This is a genomic window from Streptomyces sp. YIM 130001, assembly GCF_003574445.1.
GTDB lineage: Bacteria > Actinomycetota > Actinomycetes > Streptomycetales > Streptomycetaceae > Streptomyces.
The window spans coordinates 288,620-310,223 of sequence record NZ_KZ984549.1; the positions used below are offsets into that span (position 1 = coordinate 288,620).

Genomic DNA, 21,604 nt, shown 5'->3' on the forward strand with positions numbered 1-21,604 from the left:
GCGCTCCGAGGAGGACCGCATGACCGACTCCCGCCCTTCCTACGAAGAGTCCTACTGGATGGCGACGGCGGACACGACCGGCTACCCGACGCTCGGTGACGACACCGAGGCGGACGTCGTCGTGGTGGGCGGCGGCATCGCCGGCCTCAGCGCCGCGTGGGAACTGGTCAAGGCCGGTCATTCCGTCGCCCTGCTGGAGGCCGACCGTGTCGCCGCCGGGGTCTCCGGATACACCACCGCCAAGGTGTCCTCGCTGCACACCCTGGTCTACGACCGAATCCGCCGGATCAGGAACGAGGCCGACGCCGAGCTGTACGCGTGCTCTCAGCAAGGCGCCGTGGAACACGTCGCGGAGATTGTCGACGAACTGGACATCGCCTGCGATCTCGAACGCGTCCCGGCCTACACCTACACGACCGATCCGGCGGCTGTTCCGTCGTTGCAGGCCGAGGCGCGGGCCGCGGCCTCGGCCGGACTGCCCGCGACCTACGTGACGGACAGCGAGCTGCCGTTCGAGATCAGCGGCGCCGTCCGGGTGGAGGAACAGGCGCAGTTCCACCCTCGCGAATATCTCCTCGCCCTGGCCGAGGACATCGGGCGATCGGGCGGGCGGATCTTCGAGGGCACCCGCGTCACCGGGCTGGCGGAAGGCTCGCCGTGCCGGGTGACGACCGAGTCCGGACACTCCGTCGCAGCCCGGGACGTGGTCGTGGCCACCCACTATCCGGTGTTCGACCGGGCGTTGCTCTTCGCCCGTCTGGCGCCGCGCAGGGAACTGGTGGTGGCCGCGCCCCTCGATGCGGACCGGGCGCCGGCCGGGATGTACATCACTCAGGGGGAGGGCAAGCGATCGATCCGGTCGGCTCCGCTCGACGACGGACGACGGCTGCTCATCGTGACGGGTGAGAGCTTCACTCCCGGCGCGGGTGAGGACGTGGGCGAGAGGTTCCGGCGCCTCGATGCCTGGATGCACGAGCGCTTCCCCGTCGGCGCCACGGCCTACCGGTGGGCGGCCCAGGACGCCGACTCGGCCGACGGTGTTCCGTTCGTGGGTCTCCTCCATCCCGGCGCCCGCCACAGTTACGTGGCCACCGGTTTCGGCGGCTGGGGCATGAGTGGGGGTGTGATGGCAGGGAGCCTTCTCGCCCGGCTGATCGGCGACGAGACGCCGCCGTGGGCCGATCTCTACGACCCGCGGCGGCTGTGGAGCACTGTGCGCGAGGCGGCGACCGTACTGCGGCAACAGGGCGATGTGGCCCAGCATTTCATCGGCGGCAGGCTGCGCACCCGGCACGTGGCCTCGGTGGCCGACATCGAGCCGGGGACCGGTGCGGTGGTGCGCGTCGACGGCCGGCGTTGTGCCGTTCACCGGAGCGCGGACGGCTCCGTACAGGCCGTGTCGGCGCGGTGTACGCACCTGGGCTGCTTGGTCGCGTTCAACGAAGCCGAGACGACATGGGAGTGCCCGTGCCACGGATCCCGTTTCGACGTCGACGGGTCGGTGCTCCAGGGCCCGGCGGTGCACCCGCTGGCGCCGGTGGACCGGGCCGACGACTGAGGCGCGCAGCTGCCGCCGACGCGTACGCCTCCGTCGGCGGAGCATCACGGACCACCAGAAAGGGGTGACGCGCAGTGGTTGCACTGGATGGCTTCACCGACCGGCTGGACTATCCGATGTGCGTCGTCACCGCAGCCGCGGGCGACGAGCGGGCCGGATGTCTGGTCGGTTTCGCCTCGCAGTGTTCGCTGGACCCGCCCACCTTCGTGGTGTGGCTGTCCCGGGCGAACCACACCTATGGCGTCGCGCGCCGCGCCTCGCACCTCGGCGTCCACCTGATCGGGCGTGAACAGGTCGGTGTGGCGCGGCTGTTCGGCAGCCGATGCGGCGCTGTCGTCGACAAGTTCGCCACCCTGAGCTGGGAGCCCGGCGCGGGCCGGACACCCGTACTCACGGATGCGTGTGCCTGGTGGGTCGGCAGAGTCGACGGGCATGCCGACTGGGGTGACCATGTCGGGTTTCATCTCAGTCCGCTGGAAGCCGGGTCGGACCCGCTGCCGCGCCAGGCACCGCTGCGACTCAGCGATGTCCGCGATCTCACGCCCGGCCACTCGGGATGACGCCGCCGGTGTCCGCCAAGAGGAGACCCGGGATCGGAGGCAGGGGTGTGCGTTCCGCCGGCAACGTACTGCGAGGCCGTACGGTCGTAGTGACGGGCGCCGCCCGCGGCGTCGGGTGGGCGCTCGCCAGGGAGTTCGCGGCGCGCGGAGCCCAACTGGCCCTGATCGGGCTCGAGAAGGAGCAACTCGCGCGCGCGGCCCACGCGCTGGGGGCGCCCTCGCTCCACTGGCATGTCGACGTGACGGACCCCGAGGCGATGGCGCAGGTCGCCGGTGAGATCCGCGACCGGCAGGGCCCCGCGTCCGTGGTCGTCGCCAATGCGGGCGTCGCCGAGTGCGGCCCGTTCGCCGGCTCCGAACCGGCCAGTTGGCGACGCGTCCTCGAGGTCAACGTAGTCGGCAGCGCGAACACGGCGCGCGCCTTTCTACCCCAACTCCTGGACACCCGCGGCTACTTCATGCAGGTGGCATCTCTTGCCTCCCTCGGCGCGGCCCCGATGATGAGCGCCTACTGCGCTTCGAAGGCGGGCGCGGAGTCCCTGGCCCACTCGCTGCGCGCGGAGCTGCTGCCGCGGGGCGTAGGGGTGGGTGTCGCCTATCTGAACTGGGTCGACACGGACATGATCCGCGGATCCGATGACGGTCGCAGCGGCGGGCTGAGTGAACTGCGCGCGCAGCTGCCCCTTCCTGCGCGCAAGCTCCTCGACCCCTTCGACGTGGCATCGCGGCTGGCCGACGCGACCGAGCGCCGGGCGGCCTCGGTGTACGTACCGGGCTGGCTCCGTGGACTTCAGGCGGTGCGGGCCGCCATGCCGGGGATGGTCACCGCGTGGTCGACTCGTCGGTTGACGCACTCGGAGTTCGAGCCGACCGGGCTGCTCGGGCCCGGCGGTCGGGCCGCGGACGATTCCGGCGCTGCGAAGTGAGCCTGACCGCCGTTGTTCACCTGGTCGGGCCCTTCCAGCGCGCGACCGTCCGCCGGGCCAGTCCGCCCGGCGCCCGCAGCGCTGCCCGGGCGGCGTTGGCGCCCGGCGCTCCGTGGACGCCGCCGCCGGGATGGGCGGCCGCCGATGCCAGATACAGGCCCTTAACGGGCGTCCCTGGGCGCCCGTTACCGGGCGTCGGCCGGAACACCAACTGCTGATGGGCGGCTGCCGTACCACCGTTGATGGCTCCGCCATGCAGATTGCCGTCCATGGCCTGCAGCGTCGGAGGGGCGAGGAGTCGACGTGCCCTGATGCGGGAGCGGAAGCCGGGAGCCCAGCGTTCCACCTCCTGCTCCATGCGGTCCGCCATGGCCTCCTGCTCCCTGCGGTCCCAGCGCCCGGTCAGTCGGTCGCTCCCGGCGTCGCCCTTGATCCGGTGCGGCACGTGCGTATACGCCCAGGCGGACTCGGTCCCGGCCGGTGAACGCGAGGCGTCGGCTGTGGTCATCTGCCCGAGGACCAGGAAGGGCCGGTCGGGCACCTGTCCGGTGGCGATCTGTGCGACCCAGCGGGTGAGGCCGTCCACGCCGTCGGCCAGGTGGACGGTTCCGGCCGTCGCGGCGGGTTCTGCCGTCCAGGGCACGGGGCCGCTCAGGGCCCAGTCGACCTTGAACGTGGCGAAGTCCCACTGGAACCGACGCAGGTCTCCGAGTACCCGGTCGGGCACATGACTCTCGTCCAGCAGCTCGCCGTACAAGGCGGGAGCCGAGACATCAGCGAGTACGGCACGGTCCGCCGGCACGCCCTCGCCCCCGGCCGTACGCACCCCGACGGCTCGTCCGCCCCGCACGACAATCTCGGCCGCGCGCACACCGCACCGCACCACGCCGCCGTGCCGCTCGAGTCGCCGTACGAGCGAGCCCGTCAGTTCGCCGGCGCCCCCTTCCGGCACCGGAAAGCCGTAGGTCTGGCCGAGCATCGACATCAGCCAGCCGAACCCACCGCTGCCGGTCGCCTCCGGCCCGAGATCCGCGTGCAGGGCGTTGCCCGCCAGCAACAGGCGTCCCGGCTCCGCACGAAACTCCTCCTCACCGAAGCGTCGTACGGGCAGCAGCAGGGCCCGGGCCGACCGCAGGCCTCCCGCGTTCCGCAGTGCGGCGGCGAGCCGCAGCCCCGAGCGCACCGGCGGGAAGGGCGTGAAGAGCGCCCCGACGACGGCGGGCTCGAGCCGCGCCCAGGTGGCGCAGAGGTCCAGCCAGGCAGCCCCGTCGCCCTCGGCGAAGGCGTCGAAGCCTGCCGCGGTGTCCGCCGCGCTGCTGTGCAGCACCGCGCATCTGCCGTCCGGCAGGGGGTGCGCCAACGGGTTCGGCGCCCGGCTCCAGCGAAGTCCGTCTCGGTGCAGGTCCAGACCGGCCAGTACCGGGGACGCTGCTGCCAACGGGTAGAAGGCGCTGAACAGGTCGCTCACATAGTCGGGGTGCACGCCCCGGTCGCTGCGCACCGCGCCGCCCGGTCGGTCCTGCTCCTCGAGCACCTCGACGCTCCATCCGGCGTCGGCGAGCACATTGGCGGCGACGAGCCCGTTCGGGCCGGCCCCGATGACCACGGCATCCGGCATGGCTGCCTCCTTGCTCCGGGCCCCACGCTCGGGCCGCCCTGCTGGTCGGCGATCGGCTTCAGCCTGGTCAGGACGATCCGATGGACTGCGGCGTGGACGATTCGACGACGTCGGCCAGGCGGGCGAGCATCGTCCGGTGCCTGAGCTGGATCAGCGCATCGACCGCCTTGTTGTGCAGCTTCCTGCCGGGGCCGGTGAGCGGGTGCTCATCGACGATGACCAGAGCATCCTCACCCCAGCTGCGCACCTCGATGGCGATCCGCGCCGAGCCGAGCGGCCCGCTGTTCGCCTCCAGCTCCAAAACCTCGGGTTCCTCGCGACGCCGCACGGCGGTCCAGCCCTGCACCGACCAGCGGGCCAGGCGGATCGTGTACGTGACGCTGGAGCCCACGTCGGGCCAGCTGCCTTCACGGGGCTTCGAGTGCGCCGTCCCCACGACCCAGTCCGCAAAGCGAAAGGGGTCCGAGAGCACGGACCACACGTCGGCCACGGGCCGTTTGATCAGACGGTGTCGTACGGCCATGGGCTCGCTCCCACCTGTACCTCGTCGGCCTCGTGCGAAGGGGACTGCCTCCCAGTACCCATACGTGACGGACCCATGCCGCCGAACCAGGTCGGTGGCGGCGAGCAGCGGTCAGTGCCGGCCGTGGGCGCTGTCCGATGCGCCTGAGAAGAGTCGGGCCACGGCGCGGAAGGGCAGGGTGACGACGGTGGCGATGGCGCCACCGATGGCGCGTACGACGTCGGCGACGGCTTTCAGCATGGGTGGTTCCTCCAGGAGCCGTTAGGACGGTGCTCGTTCGGCTGGTACGTCCGGCCGATCGGCCGAGGTCGGCGGAACCTTGCTCCGCCAAGCCTTCGCCCCGTCGGCCGTCGACGTCCGGGCCCGGCGGGTACCCGCGTGGCGCGGCGCCATCCGGAAGCCCCGGCCGTTCTGACAGACGCCCGGCCGGGCCGGAGAATGTCGGTGACTGAGCAGGCCGTGTCGGTCACCTCGCGGCGTCCTCGGTCAAGTCCGCGTACCGCCTCCCGCTACCGAGGCCCCTGCAAGGAGACGTCAGATGCTGGACATCGCCGCAGAACTCCACCGATGGGTCGAGCAGGGGCGTGACTTCGCAGTCGCCACGGTCGTATCGGTGAGCGGCAGCGCTCCACGCCGGTCCGGTGCCTCGCTGGCGGTCGACTCCCGGGGCGCGGTGATCGGTTCGGTGTCGGGTGGCTGCGTGGAAGGGGCCGTGTACGAGCTGTGCGTCCAGGCGCTGGCGGAGGGCGAAGTCGTCCTGCAGTGCTTCGGGTACGGCGACGACGATGCTTTCGCGGTAGGTCTGACCTGTGGCGGAACGATCGACGTTCACGTCGCGCCGGTGCGGATGGGCGACGCGGCCCGCCCCGTCCTCGCCACCGCGCTCGCCGCCGCCTCGCAGAGGGAGGCCGTGGCGGTGGCACGGGTCGCGAGCGGGCCGGCCGAACTGCTGGACCGAGCGCTCGTGGTCCGCCCGGACGGCTCGCCCGCGGGCGGCTTCGGCGCACACCCCGACCTGGACCTGACGACCGCGGTGGAGGCCGGTTCCTTCCTGGCCATGGGCCGTACCGGCACGTGGAACGTCGGCGCGGACAGCTCGCGCTGCGGGGAGCCGCTCACTGTGCTGATCGAGTCGTCGACCCCGCCCCCGCGTCTGATCGTGTTCGGCGCGATCGACTTCGCGGCGGCTCTGGTACGCGTCGGCAAGTTCCTCGGATACCACGTGACGGTGTGCGACGCCCGCCCCGTGTTCACCACGGAGGACCGCTTCCCGGACGCGGACGAGATCGTCGTCGAATGGCCGCAGGAGTACTTGGCTCGCACCACCGTGGACGCCCGCACGGCGCTGTGCGTCCTGACGCACGACGCGAAGTTCGACGTGCCCCTGCTTGAACTGGCACTGCGCCTTCCGGTGGCGTACGTCGGCGCCATGGGGTCACGGCGCACCCACGCGGAGCGCGCCACGTGCCTGCGGGAGGCCGGCGTGACCGCCGCGGAGCTGGCGCGGCTGAGGTCCCCCATCGGCCTGGACCTGGGCGCGCGTACGCCCGAGGAGACGGCGGTGTCCATCGTCGCGGAGATGGTCGCCGCGCGTGAGGGCGGCACCGGTACCTCTCTCACGGACGTACCCACGCCGATCCACCGTGACGGGGCGAGCCGACGGACGTCCGCGACCGCATGAGGTCCGCGCGGTGACGGCGGGGACTTCACGCGGCACTCCCCCACCCGGGCTCAGTCGAGGACGAACGTGCCGCCGGCGGCGACGGCCAGGTCGGGGCCGAGCGCGGCCGCGGGGCAGGAGGCGCCGGGCTTGCCCTCGCCGCGGGCGAGACCGAGGGCCGTTTCGGCGGCGACGCGAGCGGTGTAGTCCATGCCGTCGTCGGCGCGCAGCCAGCCCTCGCGCCGGGTTCCGTCGGGCCAGGTGATCACGGCGTGCCCCCAGGAGTGCCGACGGGGGCGGGGGGCCGCCTTGACCTTGAGCCCGGCGATCCGACGGACGGCGAAGTTGCGCAGCGCGGGGAGAGACAGCAGCTTCCGGGCCAGCGGAAGGAGTGCTCGGACGACCCTGCCGGTGGGAGCCAGTCCCGAAGTGACCGTGACGTCGGGGGCGTTGCTGGCGCGCTGCGCGGCGATGAGTTCGCCCTGCGGGGCGCCGGCCGTCTTCGTCTTGTCTCCGTCGGGGAGTGTGAGGTGCTGGATGTCGCTGCCGAGTCGGGTCTCGACCAGTCGGCCGCTCGCGTAGCGCCGTCCGCCTCCGGCCAGCCCGTCCACCATGCTGGCGGCGAAGGCGGTGCCGACAGGGCCTGCCTCCATCGCCACCGATGCCACGGCGTCGACTCGGACCTGGCGGGGAGCGTCGCGGTCCTCGCAGAGTTTGACGACGAGGGCCTCTGTGGCGAGGACGCCGAATCCGGCGCCGGTCACCAGCGTGCTGCCCGCGGCTTCGGCCTCTTGGTCCAGGTCGAGCAGTCGGCTGATCGCGGCGAGGTCGGCGGCCAGGTCGACATAGTGTCCGCCCGGCATGGCGGCGCGGGCGAGGGCCCGGGCTGTCGCGGCGTACTCGCCGATGGTGTTGATCACGACGGCCGGGCGTTGCCTGCGGATCTCTTCGGCCATCGCTTCGGTGGTGGCGGCGACCACGATCTTCACGGTGCCGCTCGGGCCGAGGCGCGCCCGGACCTCGTCCAGGCGCTCGCGGTGGCGGCCGACCAGCGCGAGCGGGACCCCGCGGGCGGCCAGGTCGGCAGCGACGGTGGAGCCGATGCGGCCGGTGGCGCCCAGGATCCACACCTCACCGCTGCGCCCGCCGCCGGGCATGTTGCTCGCCATGGTTTCTCCTCCCGGAGACCGTCCGGTGAAGGCCGATCCCGCGTGATGTCTCACTGTGTCATCACTCAGGCTAGCACCGACGACACAGTGAGACATCATTTGTTAGGGTCGCCCCCATGGCGAGATGGGACCCGGGCACGCAGGATCGCCTCTTCAAGGCAGCGCTGGAGCTGTACTCCGAGCTCGGCTACGACAGCGTGACCGTGACGCAGATCGCCGAGCGCGCCGGCATCACCCGGCGCTCGTACTTCCGCTACTTCCCCGACAAACGTGAAGTGCTCTTCGTCGGCTCCGAGCGCCTTCCCGTCGCCCTACGTCAGGCCGTCCTCGACGCCACGGACACCTCGACGCCGTTGGCCACCGCTCTGCAGGCCTTCGCCGACGTCGGATCCCAGCTCACCGCCCGCCTGGATCACGCCGCCGATCGCCGCGCCGTGATCCGTACCAGCGCGGAACTCCAGGAGCGCGAGCGCACCAAACACGCCGCCGTCACCGCCGCGATCCGCGATGCACTGCGGGAACGCGGCACCGAACCCCAGCGCGCTCACCTCACGGCGCAGATCGCCGCACTCATCTTCCAGAACGCCTTCGACCAGTGGCTCGACGGGGACCGGCAGTCGGACTTCGTCACGTGCCTCGACGCGGCCACCGCATCGTTTCGAGACGCGGCGGGGGGCGAGGGACAGGCGCAAGGCTGACGTCCGCTGCGCCCCTGAGTCCCGCGCCACAGACCCGAGTTCACGGTCCGCGTTCTGACCGCAAGGCTGACGCCCGGAGGTCGGGCGCTCCGCCCCACGGGCCGGAGTGTCAGCGCCGGCGCACCTTCACCCGGTCCAGTGCGTAGACGCCCAAGCCCGCCAGAGCTATCTGAATGAGCCATTCGCCCCAGTCGAGCCCGTCGGTGTTCGCCACCCCCAGGCCGGCCGCGACGGCCGTCCCGATCAGGGCCGCCACGATGCCGACCACGATGGTCCACAGGATGCCGATGCGCTGCCGTCCCGGGATCACCAGGCGGCCCAGTACACCGATGACGATGCCGATGAGAATGGCACTGATCAAACCCGAAATCTCCATTGCTGCCCCTCGGTCGACGTGGTCCGGCAACCGAGTACCCGTACGGTCCCGCGATAGCCGGGACGGTGCCGTCAATGGCCGGATCGGTCCAGGCGTCGCAGTACGGGCGCCGCCGCGGCCCCGTGCAGGACGACCGACAGAAGCACGACGAACGTCACCACCGCCCACAACTCCTCGCCGAACGAACCGAGTTGTCTGTCGTGGCCCAGCGCATACGCCAGGTAGAAGAAGGACCCGATGCCGCGGATGCCGAACACGGCGGTCACAGCCCGCTCCTTGCGTGCAGTCTTCCCGCGCAACTGGGCGATCCAGCCCGTCGCCGGACGGATCACGAGAAGAACCAGCACTGCGGTCAGCGCGCTGCCCCAGGAGAGGCCGGAAAGCCCACCGGAGGCGATGAACCCTCCGACGAGGAAGAGCACACCGGCCGTGAGCAGCCTCTCCACCTGTTCCATGAAGGTGTGCATCACCACTTGGTACCCGTGGGCATGCTCCGCCGAGCGGATCGCGCAGGCTGTCGTGAAGACGGCGAGGAACCCGTACCCCTGCAGCACTTCGGCGAGACCGTACGAGACGAAGGTCGCGGCCAGCGCTACGAACCCTTCCCGGTGTTCGGACAACCGGAGTGCCTCCCAGCCCGCGCGGAAGAACATCCATCCGAGCAGCCGGCCCACCAGCAGGCCCACGACCACCCCGGCCGTGACGCGTAGGGCCACGTCGCTCCACAGCCAGTGGCCCACCCACGCGGCGGACCAGCCCGTCTGCGACGCGGCGAACATCGCCAGGGCCGCCAGGACCAACGGGAAGGCGAGACCGTCGTTGAGACCGGCTTCGCTGGTGAGGGCGAAGCGCACTTCGTCCTCGTCGTTCTCGGCGTCGGTCGGTTCTCCGACACGTACCTCCGCCGCGAGAACGGGGTCGGTCGGTGCCAGGACCGCGCCGAGCAGCAGAGCGACGGCCGGCGGCCAGTCGAGGAGACCCCAGGCGACGAGTCCGGCGGCCAGGACGGACAGCGGCATCGTGATGCCGAGCAGGCGCCAGGTGGTGGACCAGGTGCGCCTGCCGAAGGGTCTGTTGATGGCCAGACCGGCACCCATCAGGGCGACGATCACGCACACCTCGGTGAGGTGCTCCACCCACACCCGATCGCCGACGGGATCCAGCTCGGGCAGGCCGGTGGGGAGCACGTACACGAGGAATCCCACCGCCAGGAAGACCATCGGCATGGACATCGGCTGCCGCGCCACCAGCCTGGGCAGTACGGCGGCGAGCAGAGCGCCGACCCCCAAGCAGGCGTATCCCACGTCTGCAGCGGTCAATTCCATCGGCGGCACCACTCCTCGCGGTCGTCGTTACGCCGACGAGTTCCCCGTCCCGCCCCGCCGACTCCCCCGCAGGCGCCGAGGATCACGCCGGGGCGCGGCAGGCGGCGGTACGGTCCCGGCTGTCCGGGTCCCGGTGGGACAGCGCGGCAGAACGGCAGAACGGCAGAACGGTTCAGGAGACCGGCGGGAAGGTGCGGTGTTAGCGTCCCGGCATGGATGAGGACCGTGTGGAATTCCGGGCCGGACGTGACACCTACGGACTGGCGCGCTGGGTCGTCGGCCAGGTCCAGGAGCGTGAACAGCGCGCCGACGGGCCCTGGATCAAGGTATTGCCCGCGTACTCCGCTTCGGACGAGGACGCTCAGTGGGTGCGGCAGGACGATGTGCGCGGCGCGGCCGGTCCCGCGTGACCGAGTCACCTGAAGTGGCCGTCGGCTGCCGAGCTGTGTGGTCCGCTGGACCGGACTGACACTCTCGCCAAGTCCCGGGCGATTCGGGTGCGTTCGCGGGGGACGACCTTGCGGCCCACGTCCCGGCGCAGGGCGTCGACCGGGGCGCCGCGCATACGTGTGAGCAACAACTCGGCCGCCGACTCGCCGATCGGGGCAGCCGAGCAGGCGCCCGCCGTGTACGCGGGACGTTCCTGGCGCCCGACGAGGAACGCAAGTCCACGACCGTGTCCCGTGTCGGACGCACCGCGGAAGGAACAGCCGCGGCCTTGTCGGGGAGAGGACTCCTGCCAGGACCGTCCCCGTCCGCGGCGCCCGTTCGGCTAGCGGGCCGTGGCGAGGTCCGCAGCCGTCCAAGCCATCGCGATGGCGCCGTCGATGACGGCCCGGTCGGCGGTCGGAGTGATGCACGCCGCGGTGAACTCGGGCTGGTGGTTGGCCGCCGGTGCGCAGTCCAGTCCGAGCATGGGGTGGATGGCGGGTACGGCATGAGAGACGTTGCCCATGTCGGTGGCGGCTCCGACCGCGGGCCCGCCGTTCAGATCGGGGAAGGTCCGGCCGAGGGCTTCGGCGTTGGCCCGGTACAACGCCAACAGCCGTGCGTCGGGGCGCATATCGGCGTAGTCGGGTCCGGCCGGGACCGTGGTCAGTTCACATCCGGTCGCCAGTGCCCCCGCCTCGAAGCAGCGCAGTACCCGTGCTTTGAGCGGTTCGAGTGCCTCGACGGTGTCCGAGCGGACGATCCATCGGCCTCGGCCGGCATCCGGGATGACGTTCGCCGCGCTGCCCGCATCGGTGACGATGCCCTGGATACGGTCGGCGCTCGTGGTCTGCTGGCGCAGCAGTCCGATGGCGACCTGGGCGACGGTCAGGGCGTCCGCGGCGTTGACACCGCGTTCCGGATAGGCGCCCGCGTGCGCGGGGGTCCCCTGGTAGTGGACGTCGAACATGGCGATGGCCGATCCCGGCATCGCCGCCATCTCGACGGCTGCGGGATGCACCATCATCGCCGCGTCGACTCCCGCGAATGCTCCGCGTTCGAGCATCAGGACCTTGCCGCCGCCGCCCTCCTCCGCCGGTGTCCCGAGCACGGTGACCGTGAGGCCGAGGTCGTCGGCCAGGTCGGCGAGGCCGAGTCCGGCACCGACTGCGGCGGCGGCGATGACGTTGTGTCCGCAGGCGTGGCCGATGTCCGGCAGTGCGTCGTACTCGGCGCAGATCGCGATGTGCCGCGGCCCGGAGCCGACGGTGGCGCGGACGGCGGTGGGCAGGCCGTAGCAGCCGTGCTGGACGGCGAATCCGGCCTCGCTCAGTCGGTCGGCGACCCAGGCGCTGGCTCGTACTTCCTCGAATGCGAGCTCGGGATAGGTGTGGATGCGGTGGGAGAGGTCCACCAGAGCGCGTTCGGCCCGACGGATCCGGCGTTCGATCTGATTCTTGGGTGACATGGCGGTGGCGCTCTCAGGACGCGGGGCGGGCGGCGATGTGGACGGAGACCGGGCGGGTGGCGGCGTCGTAGGCCGCGCTCGCGCCCGTGGCGCCCATGCCGCTGTCACCGGCCGGTTCGTAGAGGCGCTCGGGACCGCCTCCCTGCCACTGGTTGACCCAGACGACGCCTGCGGGGATCCGGGCGGACGCGTCCATGTGGCCGGGGTCGTCGGTGTAGACCGTCGCGCCGAGGCCGAAGCGGGATCCTGCGGCTCGCTCGAGCCCTTCTTCGAAGGAGGCGACGACCACGACGGGGGCGAGCGGCCCGAATGTCTCCTCGGTCATGACGAGCATCGACTCGTCGACGCCGGTCAGCACGGTGGCCGGGTAGAAGTAGCCCTTTCCGTCCGGCTCGACCCCGCCCGCCCGGATCGTCGCACCGCGTGCGACCGCGTCCGCGACGTGCCGCCGGACGGTCTCGCGCTGCCCTTCGTCGACGAGCGGGCCCATCATGACGCCCTCGTCGTGACCGTCACCCAGGGCATACGTTCCCGCCGCCTCGACCAGAGCCTCGACGAACGCGTCGGCGATGTCCTGGTGGACGTAGATCCGTTCCATGGAGGTGCAGATCTGCCCGGTGTTGATGAAGGCGCCGAAGGCGACGGCCGCCGCTGTCGCCTTCGGGTCGACGTCCGCGTCGACGACCACGGGGTCCTTGCCGCCGAGCTCGAGCACCGACCGGTGCAGCAGCCGCCCGGTGGCGGCGCCGACCTTGCGGCCGGAGTCGACGGATCCGGTGAAGTGCACGAGCTGGATCTGCTCGTGCTCGGCCAGCGGCGCTCCGGCGCGCGCGTCGCCGAGTACCAGATTCGCCGCGCCGGGCGGCAGGTTCAGCAGCTCGAAGAGCCGCACGGTCGACAGCGGAGAGCGTTCCGAGGGCTTGACGACCACCGTGTTGCCGGCCGCGAGCAGCGGGCCGAGCGCGCCGAGCACCATGGGGACGGGGAAGTTCCAGGGCGTGATCACCGCGGTCGCGCCCAGCGGCCGGCGAAGGATCCTGGTCGTACCGCCGTCTCCCTGGGCGACGGTCTCCTCGAAGCCGTACGCCTGTGCCTCGGCAGCGGACGCCTTGAGTCCGGCGACTGCTCCCTCGATGAACGTGCGGCCGAGACCGACCGGCTTGCCCATCTCCCGGCACTCGAGTTCCGCCAACTCGTCGGCGTGCTCGGCGATGACGTCCGCCCAGGCGGAGATCCGCGCCACCCGCTCGGCCACGGACAGTGCAGCCCAGGCGGGCTGTGCCCGCACCGCGGCCGCGACGGCGCGGTCGACATCGTCCTCGGAGCCGGCGGGAGTCCGGGCGACGACCTCCTCGGTCGCGGGGTTGACGACGTCGAGCAGCGCGTCGCTCCGGGAGTCCTCCCAGACACCGCCGATCAGGATCTGCAAGGTCTTCATCGGGAGGCTCTCCTTCATACACGGGTGCGGGTTCCGCATCGCCCACGGCCCGTGGGGGTCGATGGACGGGTCAGCCGAGACGGTCGGCCATGAGCTCACCGGCCATGATCGTGGCCAGGTTGGTGTTCGCCCTCGGCACCGAGGGGAAGACCGAGGCGTCGACCACGCGCAGGCCGTCCACGCCGAGGACACGGCACTCGCTGTCGACGACCGTGTCAGGAGCGTCGGCCGCGCCCATGCGGCACGTACTGGTGCCGTGCTGCGCGTCCCCGACGGTGGCCAGCAGGTGGTCGTCCAGTGCGCTGTCGTTGTCCAGCGCGGAGAACAGGGCCGCGTTCTCGCGTTCCAGGGATCCCTGGGTGATATCAGCGGTTTCCGGCCGCCGCGCGAGGTCGGCCAGTGCGCGTATCCCGGTGCGCATACGGGCCAGGTCGCGGTCGTCGGAGAGCATCCGCTGGCGTACCAGCGGCTGGTCCGACGGGTCGGCGGAGGCCAGAGTCAGCACGCCCCGCGCGTAGTTGTGGTTCAGCCAGACACCGAACGCCCCGGCGCTGGTGCTGGTCGACGCGCTCGCCATGGCCAGCACGTTCTGGTTGAGCGAGACGAACATCAGGTCGTGTTCCGGGGCACCGGCTCCGCTGGTCCAGCGGACGCAGACGTTCGTGTGGCGGTCGTGCGGCGAGGTGACGGCCGCTGCTTCGGTCAACGGGATGGACACCAGCGCCATCGGATGGTCCTGCATGCCCCGGCCCACCGGAAGGTCGTGCCGTACGTCGACACCGAGCCGGCGCAGGTGTTCCGCAGGGCCGATGCCCGACCGCATGAGGATCGCCGGAGAGTGGATGACACCGGCGCTGAGCACGACGGTTTCGGCATGCTCGGTCATCGCCCGCCCGTCGACGAGGAGTTGCACTCCTACCGCCCGGTTCCCGTCGAAGAGCACGCGGTCGACCAGTGCATCGCCCTGAACGGTGAGGGTGTCGAGGCCACGGGCCTGTTCCAGGTACGCGTCGTTGACCGATACCCGGCGGCCGTCACGGGAGTTGATCGGGTAGGGCGAAACTCCGGTCGCGGTAGGGGCGTTGACGTCCTCGGCCCAGCCGAAACCGGCGGCGAGGGCCGACTTGGACAGGGCGGTGTCGACGCCACCCCAATCCGCCTGCCGCATCCGGTGGATGGGCGTGGGGCCGCCACGGCCGTGGTACGGCTCGTCGCCGAAGCGTTCGTCGTCCTCCAGCTTCGCGAAGTACGGCAGCACGTCCTTCGGCGACCATCCCGTGCAGCCGAGGGCCGCCCAGTCCTCGAAGTCCGCCATCGGTGGCCGGATCGCGATCTGTCCGTTGACCGACGAGCTGCCGCCGGCTCCGCGGCCGCGCCAGTACGGCGCCTGCTGCTGCCTGTCCGTACGGGAGGAGTTCAGTCCCGTCCAGACCATCCCCTGGGCCGCGGTCGGGTCCGTCAGGGCGACCGCCGGATTGGGTGAGCGCCACGCTTCGTGCATCTGCGCCGACCGGTAGTCGGGGCCGGCCTCGAGGAGCAGAACCCGCTTGCCCTGCTCCGCGGAGCGCACGGCGAGCGCGGCCCCCGCGGACCCTGCCCCGACGACGATGACATCCCAGCTGCTGCTCGTCATACTCGCGTCTCCCGCCATAGGGTGATCAGCCGTGGCTCGCGCTACCGACCAAAGGGCCCCCGACCGGTGCTACTGGTACTCTCAGGCCCGCCGTACGTTCAGTCAAGACTGAATATTCATTTTTCACTGACCTTCGGGAGGTTCCGTGTCCGAGGCGGAGGCGGGCGGTGACATCGGCGCGCGCGACTCGCTCGTCGAGGAGTTCGGCATTCACATCGGCCGCGCCATGGGCTGGCCTCCCCTGGCGGGCCGGGCCGCGGGCCTGCTGATGATGAGCGACGAGCCGCTCACGCTGACCCAGCTCCAGAGCGCTCTCGAGGCGAGCAAGGGATCCGCCTCGGAGACCACGCGCCTGCTCATCGCCAACGGCACGGTCGAGCGGTACAAGGCGCCGGGACAACGGCACTTCGTCTACCGCTGGCGCGACGACGCCTGGGTCGGCTGCCTCCAGCACGTCGTCGACTCGATGACCCAACTTCGCGATCTCGCCGAACGCGCGCAGGGACAGGCGGCCGCAGTGCCGCAGGTCCAGCGCGAGCGCCTCGGCGATATGCGCGAGTACTACGGCTTCATGGTCCACAGCCTCGAGTCACTCCTGGCGGAGTACGTCCGCACCCAGGAGGCGCGCCCCCGAGGACCGGTCGCGTAGAGCGCACGGCCTGAGGACCCGTCAACTCTCGTACAGCGAGCTGGAATCAGCCGATGCGCGGGGGTGGCGTGCCGAGCTCACAACCCGAGCTCGTCCAAGGTGTACCGGTGCACGCCGCGAGTACTCAGGCCGTCCTTGCTTCCGGACAGGAACCAGATTCCGCCGTAGCGGCCCTTGGCGGTGTACGGCTCGAAGACCAGGACGTCGTCGTTGCCGTCATGGTCGGCGTCCAGTACCCGCAGGTCGTCGGCGAAGCGGTCGCGCTTGCCGATGTCGGACTCGAAGACGTCACCGGGGATGCCGTCCGTGTTCATGTCGACGGTCTGCAGCGCGGTCATCGTGACGGCGGATCCCTTGCCGGTCAGGCGCACCAGTTGGAGGTGGCCCTGCTGGTCGGTCGAGCCCTGTTCGACGTCGACGACGAGGTTGCGCGCGTACGCCGAGGTGACGTTCCCCTGGATCACGTGGGTGCCGATGGTCGAGGAGTCTAGGTCGAGTGCCAGCCGCGACGTGCCGGAGCGGAAGCCGTCCGGTCCGCCGCGCAGGTACTTGCCCCCGCCCTCGTCGCTCGGGCGGGGCGGAATCAGGTCGGGAAATCCGTCGCCGTCGACGTCAACACCCGCATGGGCTGCACTGCCCTTGCCGCCGACCGCCTCACTCAACCGCCGGCTCAACTCGCCGACTTCCTCCAGGCCGTGCCCCGGCGTGCCGCGGAGATAGCGCACCGACCGCCGGTCTTCCTCGACGACGTCGGCCTCCTCGGCGTAGTCGCTGTGGACAAGGACGTCCATGCGGCCGTCCCCGTCGAAGTCGGCGACTGTGGACCTCGTGGACGCGGACAGCTCCCGATCGGACAGGCGGTGGGATGCTTTCGGCTTGCCGTGGGAGTCGAACGGCCCCCTGAGGACCGTTCCGTCCCCGTACAGGTCCGCATGACCGTCACCGTCGAAGTCCCCGGCTCCCGCGGCCACAAAGGGGTGCTCAGGATCATCGCCGGGGGCGCGCAGCCTGACGGATTTCCTGGACAGGCCGTCCTTGCCGCCGTGGAAGACGACCGTACGGGCACCCTGTTCCTGGTTGTCCTCGGTGCCGGGGACAGGCACCCGCTGGTGCAGGACCAGGTCGGTGAAGCCGTCGCCGTTCAGGTCCGCGGTCAGGTCGGACATGAACCCCTCTTCGAGGAAGCCGTTCTCCCGGTGGCCGCTGCCCGCGATCAGCGGCTTGCCCGTGGGACGCGGGCCCTGCGGGCCACCGCGGAAGACGACGACCGGCCCATAGTCCGGGTCCAGGCCGGCACCCTTGCTGCCGGTCACCACCACGGCGGCGTCCTCGTATCCGTCCCCGTCGAAATCCGGGGCACCGGCGAGACGCGCCTGACCCTTTCCCGCCGGGCGCCGGTCGTCCTCCGTGGAGTCGTCGCAGCCGACAGCCGTCGCGCACAGAACCAGCACGGCAGTCAGGATCACGGCCCCGCGTATTCGTCCATCTCGCATCGCCGCAGCCTAGCCCAGCCCCGGGACGACACCCCCGTAGCTTGTACAGTTGCGCAATCACGCAATCATTGGCGGTCACGGCGAGCTCGACGAGAGCCGCCACGCCGGCGAAGGAAAGGGGCCAACGGAATGCTCCGCAACATGGTGACGCCCTGGCATCTACTGATCCTGGCCCTGGTGGTCATCGTGGTGTTCGGATCGAAGAGGCTGCCGGACACCGCCCGTTCCCTTGGGAAGTCGCTGCGCATCCTCAAGAGCGAGACGCGCGCGATGCGCAAGGAGAGCGACGCGGACTCCGACAGCGCACGCTGACCGTGCGCGGCCCACCGCCGCCGCGACGGACGGCCCACGCACCGGCCGATGCGCTGCGACCGGACGGAACACCCGCAGGGATCCCATGACTTCAACGTTTGCGCAACTGTTAAAGTCGCCGCATGGAATCTCCTGGTTCGACCAGTTGGGAGGCCGCCGTACTGGCCGGCGGTCCGGCCGATGGATTGCAGGTACGGGTGTCCGACCGGCCGCGGACACTGCAGGTGAGCTATCCGTGCCAGGTCGCGAGCCCCGGCAGCGATGCGCAGGTGGTGGCGCTTCACGTGTACCGCCTCGACTGGACGGTGAAGCGCGAGCCACTGCGGTACGGCTTCGACGGCGTCAGCCCCTGACGCAGCAGCGAACGGACTGCCCTCCCTGCGCCCCTCAGCGTCCGCCACCGCGCTCGGCGTCCCGCTGCTCGTAACGGTCCCTGGCCACCGCAAGGCCCACCGCGTACAGGCAGAGGACGGCGGCCAGCAGCAGGTAGTACAGCGAGGGCAGGGCGACCATGCCGAGAGCCGTGCCCAGCGGCGTGAGCGGCAGCAGCACGCCGATGAGGGCCAGCACAGCGGCAGCGGCCCCGACCGGCCCCAAGCGGCGGCGGCCGAAGCCGCGGAGCCCGGTGCGCAGCAACACCATCACCAGCGCCTGCGTGAGCAGGTTCTCGGTGAACCATCCCGAGTGGAAGGTGTCCGCGCCCTGCATCCCGAGGGTGTCGGGGACGGTCAGGACGAGGACGGCGAAGGTCGCGAGGTCCGCGACGGCGTTGAGCAGTCCGAAGCCGGTGACGAAGCGCAGCAGACGACGCGGCCGCAGCACCGTCGGCCGGTGCAGTACCGATGCGTCCGGTCGGTCGTAGGCGAAGGCCAGTTGGGCCGAGTCGAAACACAGGTTCTGGATGAGGACCTGCGCCGGAAGCATCGGCAGGAACGGCAGGAGCAGGCCCGCGACGAGCATCGCGATGACGTTGCCGAGGTTGGAGGAGAGGGTGGCGCGCAGATAGCTGGCGACGTTGCCGCTCGAGTGCCTGCCCGCGCCGATCGCGTGGTCGATGGCGGTCAGGTCCTTCTCCGCGAGCACGACATCGGCGCGTTCCCGCGCCACGTCGACGGCGTCGCGGGGGCAGATCCCGACGTCAGCGGCGTGCAGGGCGGGCAGGTCGTTGACCCCGTCGCCGAGGAAGCCGGTGGTGTGCCCCACGCCGCGCAGCGCACCGACGACCCGGGCCTTGTGCTCGGGTGTGCACCGGGCGAACACGCGGGTCCGGTCGGCCAGGGCGGCGAGTTCGTCGTCGAGGAGCGTGTCGATGCGGTCGGCGGTCAGTACGTCGCCGGGCTCCAGACCCAGCTCACGGCAGACGCGCGCCGCGGTGCCCGGGTGGTCGCCGGTGAGCACCTTCACCTCGACTCCCCGACCGGCCAGCACCGCGAGAGCTTCGGCGGCGGACGGGGTCAGCGCATCACGGAAGGTGAGCAGCCCGAGGAAGGTCAGACCGCGCGGATCGGCCGGCGTGCGGTCCCGGCGGGCGACGGGGCGTTCGGCACGGGCCACGGCGAGCAGCCGCAGACCGCGGCCGGCCTCGCGGGCGGCGAGTCCGAGCAGCCGCTCGCGTTCCTCGCCGTCCAGCACACACCGTTCCAGTACGTGCTCCACGGAGCCCTTGACGATCACGGTGCGGGTGCCGAGGCGGCCCGGCTCGGCCACCACCGCGGTGGCGACCCGGCGTACGGGGTCGAAGGGGTCGGCGGACACGCCGTCGTACCGCAGCGGTGCGTCGTCGTCGGCCGCGTCCAGGACCGCCTCGTCCAGAGCGTCGGGCGCCGGGAGTTCGGCGAGTTGGAGTGTCCACCAGGCGTTGACCGCGGCCCAGTGCAGCACCTCGGGATCGTCACGGCCTGACGCGTCGAGAGCGCGGTCGAACACGGGACGGTCCTGGGTGAGCGTTCCGGTCTTGTCGAGGCACAGCACATCCACCGCGCCGATGTCGTGCAGTGCGGGCAGCCTCCGGACGATCACCCCATGGGTGCGGGCCAGGAATGCGGCCCCGCGCGCCAGACTGGTCGTGACGATGACCGGCAACGTCTCCGGAGTCAGCGCGACCGCCACGGCCACCGCGAACGGCAGCGTCTCCAGGCCGCGACCGCGCAGCGCGGCACCCGCCATCAGCACCAGCGGCGGGGTGATCAGCATGAACCGGATCAGCGCCCAGGCCACACCGTGCACCGTCCGGTCGAACGCACTGCGCTCGCGCCGTCCGGGCTCCCGGCGTACGGAGGCGAACCGGGTGCGCGCGCCCGTGGCGAGTACCACGGCCGTGCCACTGCCGGACGCCACGCTGCTGCCCTGGAAACACACCTGGGCCTGCGCGAACAGCTCGGGTCCCACCGCACGGGGCACGTCGACCGGATGCTTGGCGAGCGGAGCCGACTCGCCCGTGAAGAACGCCTGTTGCACCCTGAGCCCGCCGGCACGCAGCAGTCGCACATCGGCCGGTACGACGTCGCCGGGACCGATGCGGATCACATCGCCCGGCACCAGTTGACCGACCGGCACCTCCCGGGCCGCGGGCGGCCCCTCGGCATCGGCTCGGCGCAGCACGGTCGTGGTGGTGGCGACCAGTTCACGCAGGGCCACCATCGACCGGTCGGCGCGGTACTCGCCGGCGGCCCGCAGCGCACAGCTGACCAGCACCAGGAGTACGGTCACACAGGCCGTTCCCCAGTACGCCACCGACGCCGACGCCACACCGAGGCACAGGAGCACCGCGGTGAACGGATCACGCAGGCCGCGCACGAACAGCCGGGACCTGGACGTGCCGCGCCAGGCCGGCGCCACGTTCTCACCCCAGCGCGCGAGCCGCTCCTCGGCCTCGCTCTCCACCAGCCCCCGCGGGCCGCTATCCATCGCGCGCAGTGTCTGCAGTGTGGTGAGCCCCGCGACACCTTGATCCAGGAACGCCTCGTCCCGCATGCCGTTGTCCGCCCCTGCCCGCCGCCGGGTGTCACGACCGGGGGCACCGCGGGCAGTGTCAGGCGCCGACGTCACGGAGGCGGCCCGGCGCTGCGGGTGCAGCGCGGTCGGAGAGCTGGCCGACCATCAGGCGCACCACGGTGACCACATCGGGATCGTCGACGAAGTAGACCTGCCGTCGCCCCTCGCGCCGCGACCCGACCAGGCCTGCCAACTTCAGCTTCGTCAGGTGCTGGCTGACTGCCGGCAGTGCACCGCCGACGCGCTCCGCGAGATGCGACACGTCGCTCTCTCCCTGCGCGAGTGCCCAGAGGATGTGCAGCCGCGCGGGCGCCGCGAGCAGTCCGAACGCCGCAGCCGCCTCGGCCAGCACGTCGGCGGACGGGTCGTCGAAGCCGTCGGCGTCCGTCACCACCGCTGCCCTCCCGTTCCGCCACACCTGCGAACCCTGTCGTCGAACCGCGCCAGTCTAGGGCGCGGGCTGTGCGCCATCGAACGGGAGAGCGCGGTCGAGAGCCCGCCCGCGCAGTCCGGTGAGGTCTCGGCGCGCATATCGGCCGGCATCCGGGCGTGCGTGAGGTCGAGGGAACGCGCGGGCCGCCGTGGACGAGCGAAGAAGCGCGCGGTCGACGACCGAGCCGCACAGGGCCCGGTCCCCCACTCCGGCCACCCGGATCGCGGGGGCGTCGCCGCAGCTCCGAGCAGGGTGCCGCGGGGCCGGACGGGGCACCGACCGTAAAGTGTCAGCGAAACGACCGCACGGTGCAGCACACCGAACCATGGAGGGGGCGCTCGA

The 21,604-nt window shown here is 71.3% G+C and carries 21 protein-coding genes; 9 read left to right on the forward strand and 12 right to left on the reverse strand.

Annotation, left to right across the window (positions count from 1 at the left end; all coding sequences use genetic code 11):
* Positions 1-19 precede the first annotated feature (19 nt).
* The 3 genes from DSC45_RS04430 (at position 20) to DSC45_RS04440 (ending at position 3,044) form a co-directional block, all read left to right on the forward strand.
* Positions 20-1,558: an FAD-dependent oxidoreductase gene (locus DSC45_RS04430; protein ID WP_119287277.1), complete on the forward strand. Its 1,539-nt coding sequence runs from the start codon at positions 20-22 to the stop codon at positions 1,556-1,558.
* Between the two features lie 74 nt (positions 1,559-1,632).
* Positions 1,633-2,118 carry a flavin reductase family protein gene (locus tag DSC45_RS04435; RefSeq protein ID WP_240434454.1) on the forward strand — a complete coding sequence of 162 codons (486 nt, stop codon included), beginning with the start codon at positions 1,633-1,635 and terminating at the stop codon, positions 2,116-2,118.
* 89 nt (positions 2,119-2,207) lie between these two features.
* Positions 2,208-3,044 carry an SDR family oxidoreductase gene (locus tag DSC45_RS04440; protein WP_240434455.1) on the forward strand — a complete coding sequence of 279 codons (837 nt, stop codon included), beginning with the start codon at positions 2,208-2,210 and terminating at the stop codon, positions 3,042-3,044.
* A 16-nt stretch (positions 3,045-3,060) separates the two neighbouring features.
* Here DSC45_RS04440 and DSC45_RS04445 read toward each other — a convergent pair whose 3' ends face one another.
* The 3 genes from DSC45_RS04445 to DSC45_RS36775 form a co-directional block, all read right to left on the reverse strand.
* Positions 3,061-4,662 carry a phytoene desaturase family protein gene (locus DSC45_RS04445; protein WP_119287281.1) on the reverse strand — a complete coding sequence of 534 codons (1,602 nt, stop codon included), beginning with the start codon at positions 4,660-4,662 and terminating at the stop codon, positions 3,061-3,063.
* 67 nt (positions 4,663-4,729) lie between these two features.
* Complete coding sequence (locus DSC45_RS04450; protein ID WP_119287283.1) at positions 4,730-5,185, reverse strand: SRPBCC family protein; 456 nt, start codon at positions 5,183-5,185, stop codon at positions 4,730-4,732.
* 111 nt (positions 5,186-5,296) lie between these two features.
* On the reverse strand, positions 5,297-5,425 hold the full coding sequence (locus tag DSC45_RS36775) for an LPFR motif small protein (protein WP_276145440.1): 129 nt from the start codon (positions 5,423-5,425) through the stop codon (positions 5,297-5,299).
* Positions 5,426-5,723: 298 nt separating this feature from the next.
* Here DSC45_RS36775 and DSC45_RS04455 point away from each other — a divergent pair, with 298 nt between their 5' ends.
* Complete coding sequence (locus DSC45_RS04455; RefSeq protein ID WP_119287284.1) at positions 5,724-6,866, forward strand: XdhC family protein; 1,143 nt, start codon at positions 5,724-5,726, stop codon at positions 6,864-6,866.
* Positions 6,867-6,916: 50 nt separating this feature from the next.
* On the opposite strand, the gene DSC45_RS04460 is transcribed toward DSC45_RS04455, so the two are convergent.
* Positions 6,917-8,014, reverse strand: a complete 1,098-nt coding sequence (locus tag DSC45_RS04460) for a saccharopine dehydrogenase NADP-binding domain-containing protein (RefSeq protein WP_240434456.1) — start codon at positions 8,012-8,014, stop codon at positions 6,917-6,919.
* Positions 8,015-8,130: 116 nt separating this feature from the next.
* Between DSC45_RS04460 and DSC45_RS04465 the strand changes: the two genes are divergently transcribed.
* On the forward strand, positions 8,131-8,712 hold the full coding sequence (locus tag DSC45_RS04465) for a TetR/AcrR family transcriptional regulator (protein ID WP_119287286.1): 582 nt from the start codon (positions 8,131-8,133) through the stop codon (positions 8,710-8,712).
* A 109-nt stretch (positions 8,713-8,821) separates the two neighbouring features.
* Here the strand turns inward: DSC45_RS04465 and DSC45_RS04470 are convergent, their stop codons facing one another.
* Positions 8,822-9,088 (reverse strand): GlsB/YeaQ/YmgE family stress response membrane protein, encoded by a 267-nt coding sequence (locus tag DSC45_RS04470; protein ID WP_119287288.1) that lies wholly within the window; start codon positions 9,086-9,088, stop codon positions 8,822-8,824.
* Between the two features lie 71 nt (positions 9,089-9,159).
* On the reverse strand, positions 9,160-10,413 hold the full coding sequence (locus tag DSC45_RS04475) for a cation:proton antiporter (protein WP_240434457.1): 1,254 nt from the start codon (positions 10,411-10,413) through the stop codon (positions 9,160-9,162).
* Positions 10,414-10,625: 212 nt separating this feature from the next.
* On the opposite strand from DSC45_RS04475, the gene DSC45_RS04480 reads away from it, so the two are divergent.
* Positions 10,626-10,823 carry a hypothetical protein gene (locus DSC45_RS04480; RefSeq protein ID WP_119287290.1) on the forward strand — a complete coding sequence of 66 codons (198 nt, stop codon included), beginning with the start codon at positions 10,626-10,628 and terminating at the stop codon, positions 10,821-10,823.
* 362 nt (positions 10,824-11,185) lie between these two features.
* Here the strand turns inward: DSC45_RS04480 and DSC45_RS04485 are convergent, their stop codons facing one another.
* From DSC45_RS04485 to DSC45_RS04495, 3 genes are all read right to left on the reverse strand, one after another.
* Positions 11,186-12,310, reverse strand: coding sequence for a M20 family metallopeptidase (locus DSC45_RS04485; protein WP_119287292.1), 1,125 nt, complete (start codon positions 12,308-12,310; stop codon positions 11,186-11,188).
* A 13-nt stretch (positions 12,311-12,323) separates the two neighbouring features.
* Positions 12,324-13,748 carry an aldehyde dehydrogenase family protein gene (locus tag DSC45_RS04490; RefSeq protein WP_119287294.1) on the reverse strand — a complete coding sequence of 475 codons (1,425 nt, stop codon included), beginning with the start codon at positions 13,746-13,748 and terminating at the stop codon, positions 12,324-12,326.
* Between the two features lie 70 nt (positions 13,749-13,818).
* Positions 13,819-15,381 (reverse strand): GMC family oxidoreductase, encoded by a 1,563-nt coding sequence (locus tag DSC45_RS04495; RefSeq protein WP_119287296.1) that lies wholly within the window; start codon positions 15,379-15,381, stop codon positions 13,819-13,821.
* A gap of 145 nt (positions 15,382-15,526) precedes the next feature.
* Here DSC45_RS04495 and DSC45_RS04500 point away from each other — a divergent pair, with 145 nt between their 5' ends.
* Positions 15,527-16,030, forward strand: coding sequence for a GbsR/MarR family transcriptional regulator (locus tag DSC45_RS04500; protein ID WP_119287298.1), 504 nt, complete (start codon positions 15,527-15,529; stop codon positions 16,028-16,030).
* Between the two features lie 77 nt (positions 16,031-16,107).
* Here DSC45_RS04500 and DSC45_RS04505 read toward each other — a convergent pair whose 3' ends face one another.
* Positions 16,108-17,523, reverse strand: a complete 1,416-nt coding sequence (locus DSC45_RS04505) for an FG-GAP repeat domain-containing protein (protein WP_119287300.1) — start codon at positions 17,521-17,523, stop codon at positions 16,108-16,110.
* A 129-nt stretch (positions 17,524-17,652) separates the two neighbouring features.
* Here DSC45_RS04505 and tatA point away from each other — a divergent pair, with 129 nt between their 5' ends.
* Entirely contained in the window at positions 17,653-17,835 is a 183-nt protein-coding gene (tatA, locus tag DSC45_RS04510) for a Sec-independent protein translocase subunit TatA (RefSeq protein WP_119287302.1), read from the forward strand.
* A gap of 122 nt (positions 17,836-17,957) precedes the next feature.
* The gene (locus tag DSC45_RS04515; protein WP_119287303.1) at positions 17,958-18,188 is read left to right on the forward strand and encodes a hypothetical protein; all 231 of its coding nucleotides are present in this window, start codon (positions 17,958-17,960) and stop codon (positions 18,186-18,188) included.
* A 34-nt stretch (positions 18,189-18,222) separates the two neighbouring features.
* Here DSC45_RS04515 and mgtA read toward each other — a convergent pair whose 3' ends face one another.
* Positions 18,223-20,808: a magnesium-translocating P-type ATPase gene (gene mgtA, locus DSC45_RS04520; RefSeq protein ID WP_119287305.1), complete on the reverse strand. Its 2,586-nt coding sequence runs from the start codon at positions 20,806-20,808 to the stop codon at positions 18,223-18,225.
* Between the two features lie 58 nt (positions 20,809-20,866).
* Positions 20,867-21,223, reverse strand: a complete 357-nt coding sequence (locus tag DSC45_RS04525) for an ArsR/SmtB family transcription factor (protein ID WP_119287307.1) — start codon at positions 21,221-21,223, stop codon at positions 20,867-20,869.
* Between the last annotated feature and the right edge of the window lie 381 nt (positions 21,224-21,604).